The sequence below is a fragment of the Microcoleus sp. D3_18_C2 genome (genome assembly GCF_036702395.1).
Lineage (GTDB): Bacteria > Cyanobacteriota > Cyanobacteriia > Cyanobacteriales > Microcoleaceae > Microcoleus.
Genome location: NZ_JAUBTG010000021.1, coordinates 1 through 22,266 on the forward strand (window position 1 = coordinate 1; position 22,266 = coordinate 22,266).

19 protein-coding genes are annotated in these 22,266 nt (G+C 45.0%); 7 read left to right on the top strand and 12 right to left on the bottom strand.

Translation table 11 applies throughout. The features are described 5' to 3' along the window. Positions 1-46 precede the first annotated feature (46 nt). On the top strand, positions 47-430 hold the full coding sequence (locus QUA88_RS14810) for a type II toxin-antitoxin system VapC family toxin (protein WP_333272377.1): 384 nt from the start codon (positions 47-49) through the stop codon (positions 428-430). A 219-nt stretch (positions 431-649) separates the two neighbouring features. Here the strand turns inward: QUA88_RS14810 and hisC are convergent, their stop codons facing one another. The 4 genes from hisC to QUA88_RS14830 form a co-directional block, all read right to left on the bottom strand. After that, complete coding sequence (gene hisC, locus QUA88_RS14815) at positions 650-1,696, bottom strand: histidinol-phosphate transaminase (protein ID WP_333209728.1); 1,047 nt, start codon at positions 1,694-1,696, stop codon at positions 650-652. 75 nt (positions 1,697-1,771) lie between these two features. Beyond that, a complete protein-coding gene (locus QUA88_RS14820; protein WP_333260132.1) occupies positions 1,772-2,485 on the bottom strand; it encodes a glycerophosphodiester phosphodiesterase family protein in 714 nt (237 codons plus the stop codon). After that, complete coding sequence (locus QUA88_RS14825) at positions 2,482-3,336, bottom strand: alpha/beta hydrolase (protein WP_333053021.1); 855 nt, start codon at positions 3,334-3,336, stop codon at positions 2,482-2,484. The genes QUA88_RS14820 and QUA88_RS14825 overlap by 4 nt, the downstream gene beginning before the upstream one ends. A 177-nt stretch (positions 3,337-3,513) precedes the next feature. After that, positions 3,514-4,815 carry an esterase-like activity of phytase family protein gene (locus tag QUA88_RS14830; RefSeq protein WP_333053023.1) on the bottom strand — a complete coding sequence of 434 codons (1,302 nt, stop codon included), beginning with the start codon at positions 4,813-4,815 and terminating at the stop codon, positions 3,514-3,516. Positions 4,816-4,836: 21 nt separating this feature from the next. On the opposite strand from QUA88_RS14830, the gene QUA88_RS14835 reads away from it, so the two are divergent. Then, a complete protein-coding gene (locus QUA88_RS14835) occupies positions 4,837-6,171 on the top strand; it encodes a tetratricopeptide repeat protein (RefSeq protein ID WP_333209725.1) in 1,335 nt (444 codons plus the stop codon). A 70-nt stretch (positions 6,172-6,241) separates the two neighbouring features. Here the strand turns inward: QUA88_RS14835 and QUA88_RS14840 are convergent, their stop codons facing one another. Beyond that, positions 6,242-6,763 (bottom strand): GNAT family N-acetyltransferase, encoded by a 522-nt coding sequence (locus tag QUA88_RS14840; RefSeq protein ID WP_333053027.1) that lies wholly within the window; start codon positions 6,761-6,763, stop codon positions 6,242-6,244. Between the two features lie 446 nt (positions 6,764-7,209). Here QUA88_RS14840 and QUA88_RS14845 point away from each other — a divergent pair, with 446 nt between their 5' ends. Then, the gene (locus QUA88_RS14845; RefSeq protein WP_333272384.1) at positions 7,210-9,264 is read left to right on the top strand and encodes an ABC transporter ATP-binding protein; all 2,055 of its coding nucleotides are present in this window, start codon (positions 7,210-7,212) and stop codon (positions 9,262-9,264) included. A gap of 284 nt (positions 9,265-9,548) precedes the next feature. Here the strand turns inward: QUA88_RS14845 and QUA88_RS14850 are convergent, their stop codons facing one another. The 5 genes from QUA88_RS14850 to QUA88_RS14870 form a co-directional block, all read right to left on the bottom strand. Then, positions 9,549-9,767, bottom strand: a complete 219-nt coding sequence (locus tag QUA88_RS14850; RefSeq protein WP_333053030.1) for a hypothetical protein — start codon at positions 9,765-9,767, stop codon at positions 9,549-9,551. A gap of 142 nt (positions 9,768-9,909) precedes the next feature. After that, entirely contained in the window at positions 9,910-11,127 is a 1,218-nt protein-coding gene (locus QUA88_RS14855) for a DNA double-strand break repair nuclease NurA (protein ID WP_333053031.1), read from the bottom strand. Between the two features lie 414 nt (positions 11,128-11,541). Continuing rightward, complete coding sequence (locus QUA88_RS14860; RefSeq protein ID WP_333053032.1) at positions 11,542-12,336, bottom strand: HAD hydrolase-like protein; 795 nt, start codon at positions 12,334-12,336, stop codon at positions 11,542-11,544. 230 nt (positions 12,337-12,566) lie between these two features. Then, the gene (locus tag QUA88_RS14865; protein ID WP_333260147.1) at positions 12,567-13,301 is read right to left on the bottom strand and encodes a DUF928 domain-containing protein; all 735 of its coding nucleotides are present in this window, start codon (positions 13,299-13,301) and stop codon (positions 12,567-12,569) included. Between the two features lie 283 nt (positions 13,302-13,584). Beyond that, complete coding sequence (locus tag QUA88_RS14870; RefSeq protein WP_333053034.1) at positions 13,585-14,325, bottom strand: DUF928 domain-containing protein; 741 nt, start codon at positions 14,323-14,325, stop codon at positions 13,585-13,587. Between the two features lie 336 nt (positions 14,326-14,661). Between QUA88_RS14870 and QUA88_RS14875 the strand changes: the two genes are divergently transcribed. The 4 genes from QUA88_RS14875 (at position 14,662) to malQ (ending at position 19,554) form a co-directional block, all read left to right on the top strand. Beyond that, on the top strand, positions 14,662-16,452 hold the full coding sequence (locus QUA88_RS14875) for a CHASE2 domain-containing protein (protein ID WP_333232029.1): 1,791 nt from the start codon (positions 14,662-14,664) through the stop codon (positions 16,450-16,452). 74 nt (positions 16,453-16,526) lie between these two features. Continuing rightward, on the top strand, positions 16,527-17,285 hold the full coding sequence (locus QUA88_RS14880) for a MinD/ParA family protein (protein ID WP_333053036.1): 759 nt from the start codon (positions 16,527-16,529) through the stop codon (positions 17,283-17,285). 174 nt (positions 17,286-17,459) lie between these two features. Further along, complete coding sequence (locus QUA88_RS14885; protein ID WP_333053037.1) at positions 17,460-17,585, top strand: photosystem II protein Y; 126 nt, start codon at positions 17,460-17,462, stop codon at positions 17,583-17,585. Between the two features lie 460 nt (positions 17,586-18,045). Next, positions 18,046-19,554, top strand: a complete 1,509-nt coding sequence (gene malQ, locus QUA88_RS14890) for a 4-alpha-glucanotransferase (RefSeq protein WP_333053038.1) — start codon at positions 18,046-18,048, stop codon at positions 19,552-19,554. A 521-nt stretch (positions 19,555-20,075) separates the two neighbouring features. Here the strand turns inward: malQ and QUA88_RS14895 are convergent. After that, a complete protein-coding gene (locus tag QUA88_RS14895) occupies positions 20,076-20,957 on the bottom strand; it encodes a RodZ domain-containing protein (protein ID WP_333053039.1) in 882 nt (293 codons plus the stop codon). Then, on the bottom strand, positions 20,954-21,748 hold the full coding sequence (locus tag QUA88_RS14900; protein ID WP_333053147.1) for a pseudouridine synthase: 795 nt from the start codon (positions 21,746-21,748) through the stop codon (positions 20,954-20,956). The genes QUA88_RS14895 and QUA88_RS14900 overlap by 4 nt, the downstream gene beginning before the upstream one ends. Positions 21,749-22,266: the final 518 nt, after the last annotated feature.

Sequence of the window (22,266 nt, forward strand, 5' to 3'; positions counted from 1 at the left end):
TTTGTTGATTTTGTAAATCAAATCTTGAGTGTTTACTTATCTTAACATGATTTGGTTTTTTTACGCCTACCTACTTATTAGCCAGATTACTTGGGTGGAGGTACACAGCGCTTTTGCACGCCGTCTGCGGGATAGAAGTTTGTCTGCGGAGCGTTTTGATTTAATTGTGCAAAAAGTTAGGGAGGATTTTGAAAATGAATACCGAGTCATAGATGTCGATCAAACTTTGATAGAAACAGCCACCGAATTGGTGATGCAACATCCACTGCGGGCTTATGATGCTGTGCAATTGGCGGCTGCTTTGCGCGTTCAATATATTTTAACATCCATACCAGAAACTCAACTAATTTTTGTTTCTGCGGATAACAGATTGCTGGATATTGCTCGTTCGGCAGGGTTGGCGACGGACAATCCTAATAATTATCCGTAATCAAGCTGTTTGTAGTGAGGAATGCCAGTCCTCATACAGCGGATTCCAGGTTTATAAAGTACACCCCAGAAACCGGGTTTCTTCTGGATTTCTCGCCAGAAACCGGTTTTATTCAAGAAACCCGGTTTCTCTGTACTTCACTTACCTGGAAAGTGCTGTATCATAAAATTTTGAGGACTGGCATTCCTCACTACAAACTAATTTTAGTGCGATCGCTCTTTATAGGATTTCTTTCAAAGTTTTAACTAAGATTTGATTCTGTTCCTCCGTACCTACACTAATCCGCAATTTGTCTTCTAATCGGGGCTGATTGAAGTATCGAATCAATATTCCCCGTACTTTGAGTGTTTGATAAATTCTTTCTGCATCGCCGTTTGGTGGCCTAACTAACAAAAAGTTGGTTTGCGAGGGCCAAACTTCAAAGCCTAATTCCTGGAAGCTAACGGCTAGTTTTGCTCTGGAAGCCTTAATTTTTTCGGCGTTGGCTATTTTGTGGTCTTGATCTGCGATCGCCGCTGCCCCCACTGCATAGGCTAAAACATCTACATTATAGCTGTCTTTAATTTTATTTAATTCAGCCAGCAGCGCCGGATTTGCTATGGCCAAACCCAGCCTCAATCCTGCGAGGGAATAACCTTTTGAAAGCGTTCTCAAAACTATAACATTACTGTACGTTTCTGTCAAGTTCAAAGCATTTTCTTCGGCGAAATCTACATAAGCTTCGTCGATGACAAGAATGCCCGATAACTCTTTAGCTAGTTTCTCCAAATCTGCCACAGATAGGGCTGTTCCCGATGGGCTGTTTGGCGAAGCTACAAAGGTTACTGCCCCTCTGGCTGCTATTAATAAATCGACTGGTAACTTGTAGTCGTCGGGATAAGGAACTTCGACAAATTCTGCCTCTTGAATTTCTGCCAAAGTGCGGTACAATACATAGGTAGGCGCGGGACAAACAATCTGTTTCCCAGATTCGCCGACAGCGCGAACTATCAAGTTTAATAAATCATCGCTGCCGTTACCTACCGCAATCCAATCGTCAGGTACTCCTAAAACTTTACTAGCAGCAATGCGGAAACTTTTGCCCGTTGGATCTGGATAGCGCCGCAGCATTTCTCCGTCTATTTCCTCAAGCACTTTTAAGGCTTTGGGAGAAGGCGGATAGGGATTTTCATTAGAATTTAATTTAATAATTTTTGTGCCTAGCGGTGGCTGTTCTCCCGGCACATAGCCAGACATTTCGTGGATGCTTTTGCGAAAGTAATTCATCTATATAATTGAGTTTTGTGGAACGTGCCGGAGAGCCCGTTCTTGATAATGGTGCAAGATATCAAGTTAAACAAATTATATCAAACAATTAGTGACTATCCGCGTTATACCCAAATCAATTAACTTTTGCATATCCGCTCGATCGTCCACCGTCCAGGCTACAATGTCAACTCCCTGACTCCGGCTTTCTGGAATTAGTGCGGGGTTTTCCAGCAACACGCGGTACTGGCTGCTAATCAAATTATCCTGATGCGCCACAGCTTGAGCAAATTGAGTTTTGTATGCTTCTAGATTAGCAACAATGTGTCCGATCGCCAAATCGCCAGATAGCCGCCGCACTTGTTCCAGAAATCCATCGTTAAAGGAGGTAATAACGCATTTGTGTTGGATTTCTTCGCCCTTCAAAGTCTTGACAAAATCCGCGACATCTGCATCCGACCACTCGCAGTGCGGCTTGACATCAAAGTAAAGAAATTTGTCAACATTTTTGAGGATAGCTAATGATTCTTTTAAGGTAGGAATTTTTTGTTGTGAAAATTCATCGCTAAACCATTTTCCCGCATTAAGTGTCTGCAATTGAGACAGGGTTGTTTCCCTAACTTTGCCAGAAACTCCAGTGATTCTATCTAATGTGGCGTCGTGAAAAATCACTGGTACGTTGTCGGCGGATAGCTGGATGTCAAATTCGATCGAATGAGCTCCACGGGCGATCGCCAGTTCAAAAGCTGCTAAAGTATTTTCGGGGGCGATCGCCGAAAATCCCCGATGTGCGATAATTTCTACATTCACTGTCTTGTGCCCTCTAAAAAATCTGCCACAGTTTGATTAAAAGTTTCCGGTTGAGTCAAAAAAGACCAGTGATTCCCCGGTACTTTTGCAACAGTAAGATTTTTCAAGTATCTCTTGTATGGCTGCATTTGCCAAGCCATGCGATTTACGCCTTTTTCCGGCTGTACAAACAAAGTTGGGATCTCAATATTTTCAGTTAAACCGGCAACTTTCATCACTTCTGTAAATATCTGATTTCTGGCTGTAATCGCAAATTTACTGCCCCAATTTCCGTCGGATTTTGGTTCGATTTGCTGTTGGAATACCATTTGCTGCACATCACTCCAATCTGCGAATTCTCCCGATTGTTTTGCCGCTGCTTCTGCTTGGGATAAAGTCGCAAACGGGCCCACACATTTGAGACAGTCTAATTTTCGGTAAACAATTGGCAGGGTGAGTTTCATCGCGGCGGGCATTTTGGTGATGAAGATGGGGTCTACTAAAATCATACTGCAAAAGCGATCGGGATTTTGCCTCGCCCAAATCGGTGCTAGTTTTCCCGTCCAAGAATGTCCTAAAATGTGGGCGTCTGGCCAGTTGAGATGTGCCATCAAAGCTTCTAAATCTGCGATCGCACTTTCAAAAGTATAGCCTGTTTTCGGTTTGCTACTCTCTCCGTGACCGCGCATATCTGGCGCTACAATATGATAGCGGTTGGACAAGTAATTGCCCAAGTTAGTCCAGACACACGCACTATCTGCTAAACCGTGTAACAGCAGCAAACGGGGAGATTTTTCTTTCCCTGTGTCTGGCTGCCATTCTAGGTAGGAAAGTTCAATGTCTGGTAAGTGCAAAGTATTACGAGTTGGCATAATTAGGGTATTTTATAGTTGGATAAATGTAATTTAAATTTTTTATGAACAGGCAAGATGCCTGTTCCACAAAGAGTGAATTTTTTTGTACGGTTTTCATCAACAGGCAAGATGCCTGTTCCACAAAGAATAAATTTTATTGTGGGGTGGGGTGGGCTTCTAGCCCGCCCTTCTGACTTAACCTTTGCCCTTCAAACTCAACAAGATAAACTGAGTTTTCTGCGCTTCATCAAAATTGTCATCGCTGACCAAAACTAAACTCTGGCTGCCATCTGGCAAGCGCGGGCCGAGGGTCATCCCCTCTAAATTGTACAGCGGAATTCCGAGTTGGCTTAAGTCTAGGAGCAACTTTTTCTTAACAGGTTCGACGGCCACTCGTCCTTTGAAACTCTGGATTCTCGAAGTATCTGTAGCCGCCCCAACCGCTACTTGATAAATCCTAGCGCTGTATCCCGACAGGCCAAAAGAACGTTCTAAACTCAGAATCTGACCGCCACCGATTGTCACTAATTCTGTTAAACCGTTCAAAATAGTCATGGGAACCTGGTCTAGTGTGTAAAGATTTTCTGAGACTAATTGCGGCGTTTTATCGACGATGATATAATGTAAAAGACGAAGTTTGCTTGCCTGTTCTGGGTCTAAATCTTGCATTAACGGGGCTTCCGTAGCTGCGAACAAACGAAACGGGTCTAGACCGCCTGGACTAAAGGTTTCTGGGTCGATAGTTAAAGATTCAAAACCTAAATTGTCCACCACTCCTTGCTGCTGTTTTTCATCGCTGGCATCGGGAATATAGCGCTTTGGTATCGGCAAATTTCCCCGCATTTGCCCGGTTTTGAGGTCAAATTCTCCGAGAAAAGGAGGGATGCCCACATGAGTAACGCCTTCGCTGGCGACAAATATTGAATTGCGGGGAGAAAGGGCGATGCCTTCGGGATTTATGGAACCCCAAGAGAAGGTTTCACCGTCTGATTTTTTGAGGGAGGTAACGCCGTCAACGGTAACTTTTTTCAGGCGAATATTTGCTGGGTCACTTGATGTGAGGTCGAGTCGGAGACTGTAAAATCTCGCTTCTCCGTTTTCGCTGGGGTCGTCGGAAAGAGCGTAAAAGCGATAAGCTTTGGAAGTGACTTCGCTAATACCTTTGGGATCGTAGGTAATTCCTGACAAACCGCCGACGGGTACTCCTTCAAAATTCATTTTTGGCAATTCGTACTCGCCCAAAAATTCTAGGGACAATTCTGGAAAAGAGCGGTCTTTTGCAACTGCGGGAGGGGGGGCGCAAGCTGTGCAAACAGTTAAGAGAATTAGGGCTAGACTAAATAAGCGTAAAATGCGTTGGCGAAGCCCGCCCCTACGGGGGCTACGCCAACGAAGAGGATCGCCCAGCGTCTTTAAATCCCAATAATTGCTCAGTGCGGTGACATTTATTTTGTTGCTCTTGTTGAACTGTTTGCTTTTGTGCCATCTTTGTGACATAATTTATACCGTTTTGTAGATATGCAAAACTTGATGTTTCCAGAAAAGATGCCGAATCGCGGCAACCAAATTTTAAGAATGAGAAGTTCTGTACCAATTGGGTGCTTGCTTTTCTTGTGGCTGTGTGCTGGTTCTATTGCTAGCGCCCAAACTAATCCACCAGCCCTCGATCAATTTTCTCCTAATCCTCTAGAAATTACCACACCCGATCCCCTAGCTCCTGCTAACGAATCTTTGAGCAGCACTCAGCGGGACGAACTGACAGCGGCTTTGGAAGAGTTAAACTTAGAAGCAGCGACTAAACTGCAAGCTGGAGACGGCGCGGGTGCTTTTGAAATTTGGTTCCGAGAATTGCGGCTGCGGAGGTATCTGGGCCCGGCGGCGGAAATTGCTGCTTTGAGTCGGGTGGGAAGTGTTGCTTGGAGTAATGGTAAAAACCTCGAACTACAGCTTATTACCAAACGGTTGCAAGCAATTCAAAAAGAAGTCAAATCCCAAGTACCACTTAATACTGAGTTGCTACCCGCCTTCGCTGCGGCTTTTCAGCAGGTGCGCGCTAAAGGGCCGACTGTAGAAGTTTACCAAGAAATTCTCGAAAATGCGCGCCAAAACCAAGATATATTGGCCCAAGGTCAGATTTTAAAGGCGATCGGGCTAATTCACATTAATTGGTTGAGTTACGATAAAGCTGCTCCCGTGTATGAGGAATTGGCAACTTTAATTCAGGAAAACCGCGATTTATTTGCTGCTAATTCTGCTGTGCAAACTTCTGCTGTTGTTGCGGGAAACGGCGCACCGCCACAGCCTGTAACTCCTCCAACTGAGGTAGATACTCTGAGACAGTTGGCCTATGTTTACCAGCAGTCGAAACAACCCCTAAAGGCGATCGCAGCAAGGGAAAAACTAGCCTCAGTGTATCTTAACTTACAAACTCCCAGCGCTATACCACCGCTCAAAATTGCGATCGCCAGTGATTACCAAACCATAGGTCAAATCAACTTAGCAGCTCAATACTATCAGGAAGCCTACAATTTAGCCGTCCCCATTCAACAGTATGCCCAAGCTAGCGAAGCTTTAGATAAATTAGCATTACTTTATCGATCGCAAAAGCAGTGGGAGCCGACTTTGCGGATTTATCAAATGCAGTTGCTGTTAGAAGAGCGGGCTTACAATTTCTACGGATTGATGAACACTTATGACAATATCGGTCAAGTTTATCAGGAGATGAAGGCTTACGATAAAGCTTTGGAATCCTATCAAAAAGGGTTGGACGTGGCTAAAAAATTGGGACACAGACAAGAGTATTTTGCTAAGAAAATTCAAAAAGTTAACAAGCAGTTGCAAAGGACTTCGTAGTTGTCAGCAGGAAATAATGACAAATTGCAATGTGAGTAATTTAAATGCAGTAAGGTGTGCAACGCACGCCTTACAAAACTACTTTTGCCTGGTAACTTTCTCGCGATATAGAATAATATAGTACATCAGTTTCGTAATAACGAGCATTTTTTTCATATTTCATGCCAACTTTCTGTATTACCCGCTGGGAGGCGATATTTTCTGGGCGGGCGATCGCAACTATTCTCTCCAACTTTAATATTTTAAATCCATAGTTGAGACTAGCAAAAGATGCTTCAGTCGCCAATCCTTGATTCCAATAAAGTTTGTCTAGCGCATAGCCCAGCTCAACTTCCGGTGTCTGATCCAGAAAAGCCAGTCCGCAGCGACCAATCATTTTATGGTCTATTTTATGTACTAAAGCCCACATTCCGAAGTTGTTTTCTGCCCAACGTTTGAGCATAGTATGAATGGCGATTTCTGTTTCTTCTATAGTTTTAACTCCTCTCAAGTATTTCATTATTTCTGCATCACTGTAGATGCGGTACAGCTCATCTAAGTCGTCTGGCGTAAATTGTCTCAGATACAATCGGGCTGTCTCTATTTCTTGCATAAGTTATACCCAAAAAGGCTAATACACTTTCATTGGGACGACGGTGAAATGTAAAATCAATTTCTTCAATGCAGTGAACTGCATTTTGAAAACCCAGCATTTGACACAGTAACTAAAACCAGTGGTCAACTCTATGTCTAAAGGCATAAAGTGGCAAGTAGCGGATATCCGCAATTGTAATAAATATGGGTGACTGAGCGCTGTCAGGTTTGATAATTTGCTGGATCTGCACAATATTTCCTAATTTGACTGACTCTATTTGCTACAATTATTAGTTGGATATATTGTACAGCTTTTTTGCTCAAAGCTGAGCGAACTGATCTCGCCCGCGGGCCCTACAAGCCGCGCAGCGAAAAAAAAGCTCGATATCCTCACAAAAAGCCGCCGAATTTAGCAGCATAATAGCTTCTGCAATCTAAAATCTAAAATCTAAAATCTAAAATCGGATGACTCTTTCCTCACCAGTAGCAGACACCAAAAACAAATCCGGCCAGGAAACAGACTGGCGGTTATTCATGAGGTTGGCATCTTACGCAACCCGCAGCAAACGCTTGCTGATTATTTCGATCGCACTATTAGTACCGCTAGCAGTCTCAGGAGCAATTCAACCCATTCTCATCGGACAGGCAATTTCGGTAATTCGCTCGGAACCTACCTACGAATTCTTGCGGGGAGTGCCTTTATCTGGTGCATTGAATATTTTGGCTATTTTGCTCATGCTAACTATAACACTTAGATTAGCACTGCAATCACTTCAAGGGTATTTAGTCACGAAAGTAGGGCAAATAATTACTACAGATATTAGAAATGATTTGTTCGCCCACGTCACATCGCTAGCAGTGAGATTTTTCGATCGCACTCCTGTAGGCAAATTGATGACTCGCCTCACCAGCGATGTAGAAGCTTTGGGAGAGGTTTTTTCTTCAGGGGCGATCGGCATTGTCAGCGATTTATTTTCAATTTTAGTAATTGCTATTTTCATGTTTACCATGCAGTGGCAACTAGCTTTAATGTTGGTGCTGATGATGATACCAATTACCGCTGTCATAGTTTATTTCCAGTACCAATATCGCATAGCCAATTACAATACCAGAGAAGAACTTTCCGAACTCAACGCCCAACTGCAAGAAAACTTGACTGGTATTGGCGTAGTGCAGCTATTCCGCCGCGAAAGGTTCAATTCACAATTGTTTCGTGTCACCAATAAACGGTACATTAAAGCAGTTGACAAAACTATATTTTACGACTCAGCCGTATCTGCGACATTAGAATGGATTGCGTTAGTGGCGATTGCAGCCGTTTTGTGGATGGGCGGCCAAAGGGTTTTAGCGGGTAATCTTAACTTCGGTACTCTCTCAGCATTCATTTTATTTGCTCAGCGTCTCTTCGATCCGCTGCGGCAATTTGCTGAGAAATTCACTGCAATTCAAGCAGGATTTACCGCTGTCGAACGGATTAGCGATATTCTCAACGAACCGATCGAAATTAAAGATCCAACTAGCGGGAAGAAGGAAGGGCACAACACGGATTTTGACACGGATACACGGATGTTTGAAGCCAGAGGGAAGAGGGAAGAAGGAAGAAGGGCAGGTTATTCACCGTTGTTGATAACTGGACATCCAGAGTCAACGGCTTACAACTTGTCTCCGTTCGATCGAGAATTGCCAGATAATCATCAAAATCCAGCAAGTTCCGAATATCGTTTAGTGCCTAACAATCCCAACCCCCCGAAGCTTAGGGGAGGAGAAAATGCCAAATGGCATAATTCAGAATCGGGAGAAATCCAATTTGACAACGTGTGGTTTGCTTACAAACAAGACGAATATGTCTTGCAAAATCTCAATTTCACCATCAAATCCGGCGAAAAAGTAGCATTAGTTGGCCCCACCGGTGCGGGCAAAAGTTCGATTATCCGTCTCCTGTGCCGCCTTTACGAACCTAGCCGAGGACGGATTCTGGTTAATCATGTGGATATTCGGGATTTGCCTCAAGCAGAGTTACGCAGGCACATAGGCGTGATTATCCAAGATGGCTTCCTATTTGCTGGTGACGTGAAGAGCAATATCAGCCTGGGAGAAAGTTACTCGATTGAGGAAATTCAAGCAGCAGCAGAAAAGACAAATGTTGCCCGTTTAATCGAACAGTTGCCTCAAGGTTATGATACGCAATTGCGGGAACGGGGAACCAATCTTTCGGGGGGACAAAAGCAATTATTAGCCTTTGCTCGCGCGGCTATTCGCAATCCCAGTATTTTAGTTCTAGACGAGGCAACTGCTAGTTTGGATGTGGGGACGGAAGCTTTAATTCAAGAAGCTCTAGAGCGTTTGATGGCTGACAGAACGGCGATAATTATTGCCCACAGGCTCTCGACTATCCGAAATGTCGATCGTATTTTAGTGCTCAAACGCGGGCAGTTAGTAGAGTCGGGCAGCCACGAAGAGTTGTTGCAGCTAGAAGGGTTGTATGCCAGTTTGTACAAGTTGCAAATGCTGGGAAGTTAATATACTGAGATGTTGCACCCTTCTCAATAAGCTTTTTATGAACAGGCTTTTCGGCCTGTTCCACAAGACAATTCACTCTTTGTGGAACAGGCCGAAAAGCCTGTTCTTGAGAATGGTGCAAGATGTGAGTATATGAAGGAGGGCACGACACGGATTTTGACACGGATACACGGATGAATTATCGATAAGAGGGAAAATTATCCGAATACCCAGATACCCGACTTCTTGAAGAAGTCGGGTATCTAAAAGAATCTAAAATCTAAAATCTAAAATCTAAAATCGGCTCACTTGCCTGAAATTATTTTCCCCAGGGTTTCCGGCAAGTGAATTATATGTTGGAAAAGCTGGTTTGGGCCGATGCCAAACAATAACTGCATCGCCAGCACAATTGCTGCTAAACCAATCGCTGTCCCGATGCTGGCTTTCAATACTTTAAAAGCCCAATTAAAGACTAGCCAAGATACAAGTAAGGAAGCAATTAAGATAATTATTTCTATTGGCATATAACATTTTTAACTCTATTTTAACTCTACATAAATTACGTATCAATACCAAAGAAAGCGGGTTTTTTCTCTGTGTTAAAAGCTCAATTTCAGTATTTCCGTAAAAAACCCGCTTTCTGCGGCCAGGACTGTACTTATTACTTTAAGCAATACTGCCGCGCTTCCGTGTTTCCTTATAAGAAATTCCGACATTTTTTAAGCCGGCTTTAATCATTTGCTGCTCTAACAAAGCGAAAAAGCGAGTTCGATCGCCCCCCGTGACTACCGCTTGATTGTGAGCTTCTGCTAGCGTCACCGGATACCCGCCGCCTTTATGTACTTGAGCCAGCATCATTCCTAATGCTAAATCTAGCTGTGCTGTATCTTGTGCTACCCATTCCGGCACTTCTATTCTAGCAATTTCTGTGCCAACGTGAACGTAACAGAAATAGACGGAATTAATGCCGTACAAATCTAAAATTCGAGCTTGGGATTTCCACAAAGGGCTTCTTTGTCCCGGTGACAGGATTGTTGCCCACAATATGGCATCCCGCAAGGGTTCAAATTCTTGACAAGGTGCTTTGTCGGCGAAAGAAATTGTGGCGGCAAATCCGACGTTCGGGCAATTTGTCATGCAGTCTGGTACTTCGTGGGTGCAAGCTTCAAACCGCAAAAAAGATAAACTTTCGCTGCTGCGAGAAGCGCTTAAGTATCCTAACAGCGGAATTCCTGCTAAACGCAACTTGTCCCAAGATTCTAAAATTGGCAGCAAAATTTGATCGCGCGCTTCGGTGGGTAACTGTTCCAAAAACCAATAAATCAGGGAACCGTCTACCATTGCTAAAGCTGGCGCGGGCAATTTATTGTCGTTAACTTTTGCCCAATTGCAGCCCATTTCTGCTAAGGCAATTGCTTCGGAAACTGCTCGCCGATATCCCATCCATTCTTCGGTTCTAATTCCCCACTGTCGCGAACCGTACAAGTCTTCGGGTTTGTAGAAAACCTCGGGTACGCTGTCTAAAACTGGGTGGCGACTTTGGCCGTAGTGTAGCATGACTGTGCCGACGTTTAGCAGGTAGCAGTAGGCTATTTCGTGATGGTTGGGGGAAATTTGCGATCCGTCTGTGGCAAAGACTGTGTGAGAGGCGGGGGGTGCGGTGATGTAGGTGCGATCGTCTAAGGGCTCGATCGGCGTGGCAGCATTGAATAAAGTGCGATCGCGCCAATTCTCTTGCAATTCCACCAATTTTTCCTGTTCCGCTGCAGCCTTTACCAGCAAATTCTGAGCCACTTCCAAACGTTGGCGAGCGGCAGCCGCTTCCACATTCAAATGTTGGCTCATTCCCTGCATTGCCTTGGCTGCTTTAGTTAAATCGAGCATGGGTTTTAAGTCTCAATATTAGAAAGCTTTCAAGCTGATAAATTATCAAAACACTTTTCAATTTTTTGGTTCCGAATCTGGTTTTTTTGTGATAGACGCGGTTTAATTAACTAAAACACTTCGTGCGTGCGCGCCCCCAGAAATAGTAAAAAAACCAGGTTTTTGAGGTCAAGAGTACCTGCAATAGTCTAAAAAAAAACCTTTTTTTTTTGTCGATCGGCTTGCTTTTTTGAGAAATTTCTGTTATATTTATCTTATAATGGGATGGTGGCAAAAATAATATTTTTGCCACCATCCCATTATATTAAAATACCATGTCTACGCCGCAAAAGTCAACCAAAAAAATGTAAATTTTTGTGATTTTTTTTAAAATCTGAAAAGCGAAAAAAATCACCACTGTGAACAAATCTAACATCAACAGTCGATCGGCAGCCAATCGGCAAAATCTCCGGCAAACTGCGACAGAGAAAGCAATTGAACTGGTGGATTTTGAGCCACAGATTCCCGTTCTGGCAAAGTATTGTAACCCCAATCAGCCAAAAATAACCTCACCTGAGATAAATCCGGCTGCTGCTTCACCGACAGCAAAGTTTTTAACCTGTCTTCCACAAACCAAATAGTCGAATCTTTGCCAGACGCAGCCAAAAATTCCCGCAAAATTTGGTGTTTCGGCTTGTTGTATTCCTTACCAAAAATTAACTCCTGCGGCATTTGTACGCCTGCTAGCTGCAAAAGTTCCCGCACAAAACGGCCTTCCTTTGTAGTGACGATCGCCACTTTCACAGAACTCCCTTGCAACGAATGCAAGCGATCGGCAACCCCTGGATAAAAGCGGTGCAAAGACAGCCACCCAGATAAATCCTCAGCAATCCAATTATCGCGCAATCCGTCTAACATAGCACCGACAGATTGCGCTTTTAAATTATTTTCGGTCAACAAATACGGTACTATATTGGGCCACTCTAGCAAAATTTGCTCTGGAGAAATTCCTGTCAGCAGTGCGCGGATTAGCAGTGGCATTTCCCAACCGGTTTCGATGGCGGGCCGCACTCGGTAAAAACTCAAAGCTAAATCTGGATCGGGCACTGTTTCGACTGGTTTCCAGATTTGACAGTAGGTACGCCAAGCGGTTTGGAAATATTCGATTAGTCCGTCACAAATCACACCGTCAAAATCAAGAGCTAGAATTGTCGGAAAGTTATTAGCCATCAATCGATTTTAGATTTTAGATTTTGGATTTTGGATTGAAGAATTGAAGAATTGGAGAATTGAAGAAAGCGATATCACTGATGAATCCGGGGACTGGTTATCGGATAGTATTTTTGGGTTGTACCAGGATAAGAACGGGGGCTTGTACCCTGGCTGCTTTCGGTCACTGGATTGAATAATTGAAGAATTGACTATGCAAACACTCAGCAATGATTGGTCAAGAGTCGTTATTAAAAAGACTGAACTAGCGGTTGATCTGCGATCGATTCTAGTCCTTGGGACTGCAACAATTGCGTCCACTCGGTCGTCAGCCGCGAATCATTGGGTGCGAGGCGCCGCATTTCGGCTAGAGTAGCAAGAGTCTCGTACCAAATCCCATTTCTAGCATAAGCAATCACCTTAGCCATAGGGTCGGGATTTGCCAAATCGTTCTTGAGATTTGCCGGGGGTTCAATTCGCTGCATCCATCCTTTAACAATATAATCTCCAGAACGCTCCAGAGGATCGCAGGCTAGTGCAAACGACCACACATATCGCTTACCAACCTCAATATTTTTTGTCTTGTCTTTCTCAGAAAGGCTAACTCCAACAATTCCGGCTTTGTCATTTTTTAAAGTAGTTTCGTAAACTACTTCGGATTCATCTTCGTTTAGCAAAATAAACTCTACTTGAGCCGCTGGTTGAGAAACATATACAAAAAATGTTGGCGACTCTGTTAGCGTTAAACCAATATTGCTTTTAGGTATTAAGGGAGTAATGGATAAACCTTCCCGCAACTGACAGCCTCGATGCGTCCCGCCTTGCCGGTTGTCGGGGGCTGTTACATCGGGAGGTGTGAAATTAACATTCTGACTCAGCAGGATTGGTGCGGGTCCAGCCTGCATCGGTGTCAGCAAACTGGGGAGAGTAACGGCGATCGCCAATACAGTCATCACCAGTGCAGTAAAATTTATAAAACGTTTCATTTTTCCACCAACTTGTAGAAATATTTATAGAGTACATCTCTAATGTTAACCCGGAGTTTTAGCTCCGGGCGCGATCGAGTAAATTTGTCAATCGATTTTAGATTTTAGATTTTAGATTTTAGAGGCGACCCTACGGATAAATGCTCTTTCTTGAGGATTTTCGATTTTGGATTTTGGATTCATTCCACGGATAAATCACGTGGCGGGTACCACATGAAGAAATTCGTGGTCAATTTTCACATCGCCATCGGCCGATCGACAAAACTTCAAGAAATAGCGAGATTTAAAGAGGCGCAACCAGTGGTTGAGCTGCAACTGATTCCAGTCCTTGGGACTGCAATAATTGCGTCCACTTGGCTGTCAGCTTCACATCCCCCGGTGTCTGGCGCCGCATTTGGGCTAAAGTAGCGATAGTTTCGTACCAAATCCCATTTTGAGCATAAACGTTGAGCCTAGTCATGGGGTCGGGATTTGCCAACTCGCTCTTGAGATTTGCCTGCGGTTCAATTCGCTGCACGAACCCTTTAACAACTAAATCCGCAGATCGGTCTTCGGGGTCGCAAACTAGCGAAAATGACCACACGTATCGCTTACCAACTTCAAGGGATTTGTTGTTGTCCACGGTAGCAGGAATAGTAACTCCAACAATCCCAGATTTGTCTAGTTTAAATGTTTTTTCGTAGACGACTTCCTCTTCCTTGTCGTTGAGCACAGTAAACTCTATTTTTGCAGAGGTTTGAGGAACATAGACAAAAATTGTGGGAGAATCCGTTAGGGTTAAACCGATATTAGTTGGAGGTACTAAAGGAGTAATAGATAAACCCGCTGGACAAAGCTTGTTGCCGCGATGTGTTCCTCCTTGTCGGTTGGCGGGGGCTGTTACATCGGGAGGCTTGAAATTAACATTTTGACTCAGCAGAAGCGGCTGGGATTGTGCGCGCATCGGTGCAAGTGAACTGGGTAGGGTAGCTGCGATCGCAGATACGGCGACGGCAAGTGTAGCCCGATGTAGAAAACATTTCATTTTGTTGTACCTTTCACTATAATTGCAAACACAGGCATTCGCTGATGGCCATAAATATTTTTGAGATGCTAGTCGAGGGCGCAGATACACAATTTATACCTTGACATATCATCAATAACATTAATTAATTCGAGCGGCAAGTGGATTCTCTGTCGGAAAAATCCGGTTGCCTAGGTCGCAAGTATCATTGGATACAGTTGGTCGCTACGTAAGGTAAATTTTTGTAACAAAGCGGTCGGAGTTTCCGAGTGTTCTAAGATGGAGGAAGTCTCCGGCAGGTGGGGAATGTGAAACAACTGCTGTTCCAGAAACGAGTCAAACTTTTATGCTGGGATAATGAGTAAAATATCTAACAAAATTCGATCGGCAGTGGCTCAAGTGAGTCAAAGGTATAAACCATCACTCTTCTTGGCTAAGTCTGTATTAATTGCCAGCGCGGCAGTAACATTATCCTTGATGGGAGCCAGACAGCTAGGAATACTCGAACCAGTAGAATTAAGCGCTTACGACCAAATGGTGAGGTGGCGTCCCGATGAACAGCCAGACTCGCGTTTGCTAGTTGTGGGGATTACCGAAGCAGACATTCAGAAACTGAATCAGTGGCCAATATCCGATCGCAAAATAGCTGAAATCTTACAAAAACTGGAAAAAATGCAGCCGGCAGTCATCGGTTTAGATGTACTGCGAGACGTACCTTTAGGAGACGGGCGCGAGGAATTGACTAAATTTTTACAAAAAAGCGATCGAACGATCGGGGTATGTTTAGTCACCGACGGAAGCCCGGACAATCCCGGTTCTCCGCCTGCGCCGGGGCTGCCACAAAACCGGGTGGGATTTGCAGATTTCGGAGTCGATCCCGGTGGCATACTCCGCAGAGCTTTATTATTTATGAAACCGCCGAAAATTGAGGGCAACTCTTCTGCCCAAAAACATCTTTGCAATGACAATTCTCAAGTTTTATATTCCTTCAACCTCCAGCTAGCACTCCGCTACCTGCAAGGGCAAAAAATCTATCCCAAACTGGCACCAGATCAATCTTTATGGCTGGGAGAAACTCAATTAAAACAACTAGCAAGCAATGACGGAGGATACAAAAATGCCGATGTCAGGGGATATCAAATATTAATTAACTATCGTTCCCGGCGGCCAGTCGCAAACCAAGTCAGAATTACCGATGTTTTAGAAGGGAAAGTTGACCCGAATTTAGTTAAAGATAAAATAGTTCTCATCGGTTACACCACAGAAACCGTTAAAGATTTATTTTATACTCCTTACAGTGGGCGACAGCAAAAAAACCAATTCATGCCGGGGATCGTGGCACACGCACAAGTAGTCAGCCAAATTCTGAGTGCAGTTTTAGACAACAGACCGATGTTTTGGTTTTGGCCGGAATGGGCAGAAATCATGTGGATTTCGGCATGGTCAATTGTGGGAGGAACCTTGGCATCCCGGATGGCTCACCCAGCGAAGTTGACGGTGACATTTGGAGCACTGCTGTCCGGGTGCTGCGCGATCGGCTTTGGGATTTTTCTGTTGGGAGGGTGGGTGCCTGTGGCAGCGCCAGCCTTAGCATTAATCGTAACTGGCGGTAGCATTGTATCAGCAGAGAGATTTAATAAAGCCGGATACGGGAAAGCAATTAGCGATCGAGTAAAACAAGTCTTCAAAATCGAAATAGACCAAGCCAAAAAAGAACAGCAAGTCGCAGAAATCACAGAATCTGATTTCTTTAAAGAATTGCAGCAAAAGAAAGATAAACTGAGGATTGGCAAACAAGAAACCTCTGAAAAAAAACTTTCCGAACCCCAAGAAATAATTGCCATTACCCCAGAGCTTCCCAAGGTCGAAAGTCAGACAGACGATTACTTAGCTCAGTTGCAGGAAAAAGCCAAACAGCATCAGCAGCGGGCCGCCGTGAGTGAATCGGAAAGCGGCTCTCAAACGGGTGTCCCGATAGATACCGGTTGTCGTGCTAGTTCAGCCGAAACTAAACCTGATGACGAGTTCAGCGATTTGCAAACCAAAGCCAAACAGATGCGGCAGCGCAGGGGCGGCCAAAAGATGATAAAAGATGAAAAAATTGATAGTTTAGCAGACAAGGAGGATTTGGGGGACAAGGAAGAATGACCGACAACTCGACTGTATCATCGAGAATTGCATCATAATGGGTTCTCCCCGTTTCTTACCCTCATACGCAGATCATGTCCAAAATCATCTCTGTCCACTCTTACCGGGGCGGAACTGGCAAATCGAACACGACAGCAAACCTGGCATCTATTATCGCTCGCGGCGGAAATCGGGTCGCCATTGTGGACACAGACATTCAATCACCGGGGATTCACGTGCTGTTCGGTTTCAGCGAGAGCAATATGGATCGCTGCTTGAACGATTACCTGTGGGGCCGATGTCCGATCGCGGATACGGCCTACAATGTGAGTTCCCTGCTGCCAAAATTAGCCAGTAACGGCAGCCTCTACCTGATTCCTTCGAGCATTAAAGCAGGCGAGATAGCGCGAGTTTTGCGGGAAGGCTACGACGTGGGACTGCTTACCGACGGCTTTCAAGAACTGATCGAGGTTTTGAACTTAGACTACCTATTTATAGACACGCACCCGGGGCTCAACGAAGAAACCCTCCTCAGCATCACCATTTCCGACATCCTGCTGCTGATTCTGCGTCCGGATCAGCAAGATTTTCAGGGAACGGCTGTCACGGTAGATGTGGCCCGCAAATTAGAAGTTCCCAAGATTTTGATGACGATTAACAAAGCCCCAGAATCGCTGGATTTCGAGGATTTGAAGCAGCAAGTAGAGAGTATTTACGACATCCCAGTGGCAGGGGTACTGCCCCACAGCGACCAGATGATGCTGCTCGCCAGCAAGGGGGTGTTTGCGCTGCACTTCCCTAACGACCCTCTAACTAAGGTTGTGGAAGGGATTGCCAAACAGATTGTGGGATAATTGGTGCAGCGAATGCCGAGATCCGCCCAGGAGTTTCGCTTTCGCTCTCAATTCTTGGGGAGCGATGTCCTCCTGCGTATCCCGAATATTTGCTTAGAGAGTCAGGAGAATGGCGACAAAATGAGATACAAATAGATTATGAGAATTTGTTAAAAAACTTTAGGAGGAGAACTCATGGATTTTGACTTCCGCATACTAATAGTATTGATGCCCGTATTGTTGGCGGGCGGCTGGGCGGCTTACAACGTCGGCGCTATAGCTCTCAAACAAGTGCAGAAATTGTTGAACAAGCAAGCATGAACTAAGCATTATCACCAGTAATTTCGCAGCCGGCTGTTTTTAAAGATACAAAACAGCCGGCTGATTTGTGCATGGGCTCTGCTTAAGTGATGGCTGATTTTTTGTGGGCAATTTACGACTGCAGAGAGATGGGGCAAAACCCAAAAAAAGTTAAGTTTAAAGGTTAGGCAGAAACCGGCTAGGCTCAAGCAACATACTTTGTTGCAGCAAACGAGCCTGGGTAAAAAAACCTAGCTGTGAAAGTAGGGCGATCGTGTAAGTTCGGATTTTGATGTGTTGAACTCTACTGAGGATTTATGAGTAGAGTTATAAAAATATGGGGTCAGCACGCGATCGCAGAAAATATGAGACAATCACAAAAGTATTTGCCCTAACAATCCCCCTAAAAACTACGAAGTTTAACTGGTAGGGAATATCGGTCAAATTGTCAATGTTAAATTCCTATATCTTTAGATAGATTATGCTTTTTCCCCGATCGAGCGGCATATTACTCCACCCCACATCCTTTCCCAGTCGATTTGGCATTGGGGACTTGGGAATGGAAGCATATCGCTTTATTGACTTTTTAGTAGAGAGCGACCAGCTATACTGGCAGCTATTGCCGCTGGGCCCGACAGGATACGGCAATTCTCCTTATTCGTGCTATTCAGCAATGGCGGGAAATCCGCTGCTGATCAACCCAGAACTGCTGCGGGACCAGCAATTGCTCGCAGATGAAGACTTCGCTAATTTACCAGAATTTCCGCTGGATTATGTAGACTTCGATCGAGCGATCGCCCTGAAAGTGCCTTTGCTCAAAAAAGCTTGCGAAAACTTCAAAGCCAAAGCATCCCAGATCCAGCAAAAAGAATTCTCAGGTTTTTGCGAAAGCAAAGAGAATTGGCTGGAAGATTACGCCTTATTTATGGCACTAAAAGATCGCTTTGGCGGTGTTAGCTGGAACAATTGGGAACCAGAAATTGCCCGTAGAGAGCCAGAGTCGCTAGAGAAGTGGCGCCAGCAGCTAAATGCTGAGATTTATTACTACAAATACGTCCAGTTTGAGTTTTTTCGCCAGTGGACGGAGTTGAAACGCTATGCTAATATGCGGGACATTAAAATTATTGGCGATATTCCGATTTATGTAGCTCACGATAGCGCCGATGTATGGTCTCATCGCGAAATATTTTGCTTGGATGAAGCCAGCGGAGAACCAGCTTTAATGGCGGGAGTTCCCCCTGATTACTTCAGCAATACAGGTCAATTGTGGGGCAACCCCGTATACAATTGGGAGAAGTTGCAAGCAACTAATTTTGAGTGGTGGGTGCAGCGTTTTGAAGCGATTTTCTCTTATGTAGATGTGACTCGGATCGACCACTTTCGAGGATTTGACGCTTACTGGGCGGTGAAGCGCGGACAAGAAACTGCGATCGAGGGAGAGTGGATTAAAGCGCCGGGAACAGCTTTGTTGGATCTAATTAATAAGAAGTTTGGCAACTTGCCGATTATCGCTGAGGATTTAGGGGTAATTACTCCAGAAGTGGAAGCTTTGCGCGATCGATACGAGTTTCCAGGAATGAAGATTTTGCAGTTTGCTTTTGCCGGTGGTCCGGGCGATCCTTTTTTGCCTTTCAATTACGATCGCAACTCCGTAGTCTACACTGGTACCCACGACAACGACACGACTGTCGGCTGGTTCAATCAACTGCAAAACTACGAAAGAGATGAGGTTATGCGTTATTTGGGCTGCATCGATCCCCAAGGAATTCACTGGTCTTTAATCCGCATGGGTTGGATTTCTGTTGCTAATATGGCAATTGTGCCGTTTCAAGATTTGTTGGGTTTAGGTACTGACGCGCGGATGAATTTTCCGGGGAAACCAGAGGGAAATTGGGGCTGGCGGTATCGGCCAGAAGCTGTGAATTGGGAAGTGGGCGATCGGCTAAAAACTATGACTTACATCTCCGGGCGCGCTCCTAATAAACATTGATTGTCGGGAAGGGGTAATTGGTAATTGTTAATGGGTAATATCAAACCTGTTAACATCGGAATTATTCCTATCTCTCTTCTCTTTATCTGCGTGAATCAGCGTCAATCCCTTGTCCGGGGCGGTTCAGAAATTATCTTTTCTTGACCGCAGATACAGGCAGATGCAACACAGATTAACGCAGATGAATTCTATCAATTCCGGTTGCACCATCCGTGATTGTTAACCGAAAGCATCCAGGATACCCGCCACGTGATTCATCCGTCCAGAAATAAAAAACCTGTATCCCATGAAACTTGCCGAACGTATTTATCTCGCGCAAGTCAATGCTTCAATTCTAAAATCTAAAATCTAAAATCTAAAATCGATTGACTGTTGACTGGATTTGACTATTCCGATGCAACCGGGTTTGATAGAATGGGTAATTGGTAATTGGTAATGAGTGAATCAAGACGGACATTCTAATTAAACTCTGTGGACTGCCCGCTATTACCTATTACCCATTAACAATTACCCATTAACAGTCAACCTTGATTCTGGGGCGGTGCTGAAGGCTTAAGTTCGCTTGCTTTAAAAACAACTTCTTTAGCGACTCCAGGCTCTCCGAGTTGTTCGGCTTGTCCGTTATTAACAGCAACCATTACCCCGCCGGCGTTACCTGCTACCACTACCAATTGCTTTTGAGCCCCCCAGGTGCGAACAGTCCCGGTCGGCAAAGTTCCCTCAAACTCTGTTTTACCATCGACTTCAACCTGCATCCACGATTCTGCTTTAAAAGTGACGCTAACCATTACTGGTTTATTGCCAGATTTATTTAAATTTTGACCGGTTCTTACTGCTTCGACAGCCTCGTAACTATCCGGTTTCTGATTTTGTGAGGCTCTTGATGCCTCAGCAGCGGTGCGAGCTTGTTCTTGCTGCCCAAGCGCTAGTTCTTCGGCTCCCGCACCGTTTTTTGCGGTAACAGAACCGCTCATCAATTGAGATAAGACATTGACCGAACAGATAATTAGAAATGTGTAAAAGAGGTAGAGGTGCATCGGCCGCAACTGAGGCCCATCTTGCCAAGATAGCTTGGTTATCGATCGGGGCGGCGGTTCGATCGGAAAAAATTCGGCAAACTGAGTTCCGTCCAAACCCATTGCTTCAGCGTAGCGCTTGATCAAACCCTGAGTGTAGACGGGTTCGGGAAGTTGGTCGAGTTGACCGTCCTCGATTGCTTGTAGCAGATTCCGCCGAATCATTGTTACCACGGCTACTTTGTCCAAACAAATCGACTGCTGTTCGCGGTACTGACGGAGTTTAGCTCCTATTTCCGCTAGCTTCTTCTGAGCTGGTTCTGGCTCTTGGGAGTGCAGTTTCTGCTTAGTGGTTTTGAAGAATAAAAACAATAAATTCTTTGTCATATGCTGTGCTCCTGGGAATTTACTGGCACGCTTATTGATGTTAGGTTGACTAGATTCCATAAATAAATAATTTCCGCATCTTCTAGGGGTCGGCAGCAGCCTGGTGGCAATATTGGCGAACCGGGCCGCTGCAATTGAATCGGGCCAATGGCTGTGCGGTGCAGGCGCACCACGGGATATCCCAAGAGCTCGGCTGTTCGCCGAATCTGTCGGTTTCTGCCTTCTGATAGAATGACTTCTAACAGAGTTTGGTCTTGCGCGCGATCGAGAACTTTAACTTTCGCGGGCAAAGTTTTTCGGCCGGACAAGATGATGCCCTGACGCCACGTTTGTAGTATGGGTTCCGGGGGATCGCCGCTCACCCAAACCTGATAAGTTTTGGCGATCGAGTGACGCGGATGGGTCAAACAAAATGTCAGCTTACCATCATTGGTGAGCAAGAGGGCGCCGGTGGAATCTGCATCTAAGCGTCCTACGGGGTGGATGCCTTGACCCGAACGCAGTTGGGGTGGCAGCAAGTCGAGAACTTTCGATCGGGATCTTGGATCGCTGCAAGTAGAAACTACGCCTGCCGGTTTGTTGAGCAACAGATACACCTTTGCGGGTTTATCCGTTGGTTTCACCGGGACTCCATCGACTTGGATGAGATCGCGATCGGGATTCGCTTTTTCTCCTAAGTGAACAATATTGCCATTAACTCGGACTCGTCCAGCTACAATCATCTGTTCTGCAAGACGGCGAGAGGCAATGCCCCACTGGGCGAGGATTTTTTGCAGCCTTTCATCAGACATGACGGGAGTGTGGAAATCCCCAACGAGCCAGCGGTGGGGAGGAAACACGACACGGTTAATTGATTAACCGTACTAGCAATGCTCAATTCCTGGTTGGGAATAAATTATAATGCTGACCAATTATTACAGGACGTCCGGCAAGAGTGCAGATTGTCCTTGTGCCCGGTGCAGATTGTCCTGATGGCATTACCCTGAATGCTGTGCAAAAACTACGACGAAAAGACTCGCGGCAGGCACAGGTTTGCACCGTTGGTTTGCGGCTGGTTTGAAAGGTGTGGGTCTGACCCGACCATAAACCAACACTACCATAAATCCCGTACTCCTGGTTAAATTTATACGCTCGATCGCGAATTTTTCATCGGGATCGCACAACTCGTGAACTATCCAAATATCTCAAGGGGAGAAAGGTGAGAATTTTTCTGCTTCTGGCGTTGCTGATGCCAGATTTCTGCTTGATTTTGGAGTTAATCAGACTTGTGTTCATCAACCCGGTTTCTCAGGAAAATCAGAGGTTGACA

Excerpts from the sequence above, each read along its gene's own strand:
- QUA88_RS14810 (WP_333272377.1), top strand. The coding sequence starts at position 47 with ATGATTTGGTTTTTTTACGCCTACCTACTTATTAGCCAGATTACTTGG.
- hisC (WP_333209728.1), bottom strand. The coding sequence starts at position 1,696 with ATGAATTACTTTCGCAAAAGCATCCACGAAATGTCTGGCTATGTGCCG.
- QUA88_RS14825 (WP_333053021.1), bottom strand. The coding sequence starts at position 3,336 with ATGCCAACTCGTAATACTTTGCACTTACCAGACATTGAACTTTCCTAC.
- QUA88_RS14830 (WP_333053023.1), bottom strand. The coding sequence starts at position 4,815 with ATGTCACAAAGATGGCACAAAAGCAAACAGTTCAACAAGAGCAACAAA.
- QUA88_RS14835 (WP_333209725.1), top strand. The coding sequence starts at position 4,837 with ATGCAAAACTTGATGTTTCCAGAAAAGATGCCGAATCGCGGCAACCAA.
- QUA88_RS14840 (WP_333053027.1), bottom strand. The coding sequence starts at position 6,763 with ATGCAAGAAATAGAGACAGCCCGATTGTATCTGAGACAATTTACGCCA.
- QUA88_RS14845 (WP_333272384.1), top strand. The coding sequence starts at position 7,210 with ATGACTCTTTCCTCACCAGTAGCAGACACCAAAAACAAATCCGGCCAG.
- QUA88_RS14850 (WP_333053030.1), bottom strand. The coding sequence starts at position 9,767 with ATGCCAATAGAAATAATTATCTTAATTGCTTCCTTACTTGTATCTTGG.
- QUA88_RS14855 (WP_333053031.1), bottom strand. The coding sequence starts at position 11,127 with ATGCTCGATTTAACTAAAGCAGCCAAGGCAATGCAGGGAATGAGCCAA.
- QUA88_RS14860 (WP_333053032.1), bottom strand. The coding sequence starts at position 12,336 with ATGGCTAATAACTTTCCGACAATTCTAGCTCTTGATTTTGACGGTGTG.
- QUA88_RS14865 (WP_333260147.1), bottom strand. The coding sequence starts at position 13,301 with ATGAAACGTTTTATAAATTTTACTGCACTGGTGATGACTGTATTGGCG.
- QUA88_RS14870 (WP_333053034.1), bottom strand. The coding sequence starts at position 14,325 with ATGAAATGTTTTCTACATCGGGCTACACTTGCCGTCGCCGTATCTGCG.
- QUA88_RS14875 (WP_333232029.1), top strand. The coding sequence starts at position 14,662 with ATGAGTAAAATATCTAACAAAATTCGATCGGCAGTGGCTCAAGTGAGT.
- QUA88_RS14880 (WP_333053036.1), top strand. The coding sequence starts at position 16,527 with ATGTCCAAAATCATCTCTGTCCACTCTTACCGGGGCGGAACTGGCAAA.
- QUA88_RS14885 (WP_333053037.1), top strand. The coding sequence starts at position 17,460 with ATGGATTTTGACTTCCGCATACTAATAGTATTGATGCCCGTATTGTTG.
- malQ (WP_333053038.1), top strand. The coding sequence starts at position 18,046 with ATGCTTTTTCCCCGATCGAGCGGCATATTACTCCACCCCACATCCTTT.
- QUA88_RS14895 (WP_333053039.1), bottom strand. The coding sequence starts at position 20,957 with ATGACAAAGAATTTATTGTTTTTATTCTTCAAAACCACTAAGCAGAAA.
- QUA88_RS14900 (WP_333053147.1), bottom strand. The coding sequence starts at position 21,748 with ATGTCTGATGAAAGGCTGCAAAAAATCCTCGCCCAGTGGGGCATTGCC.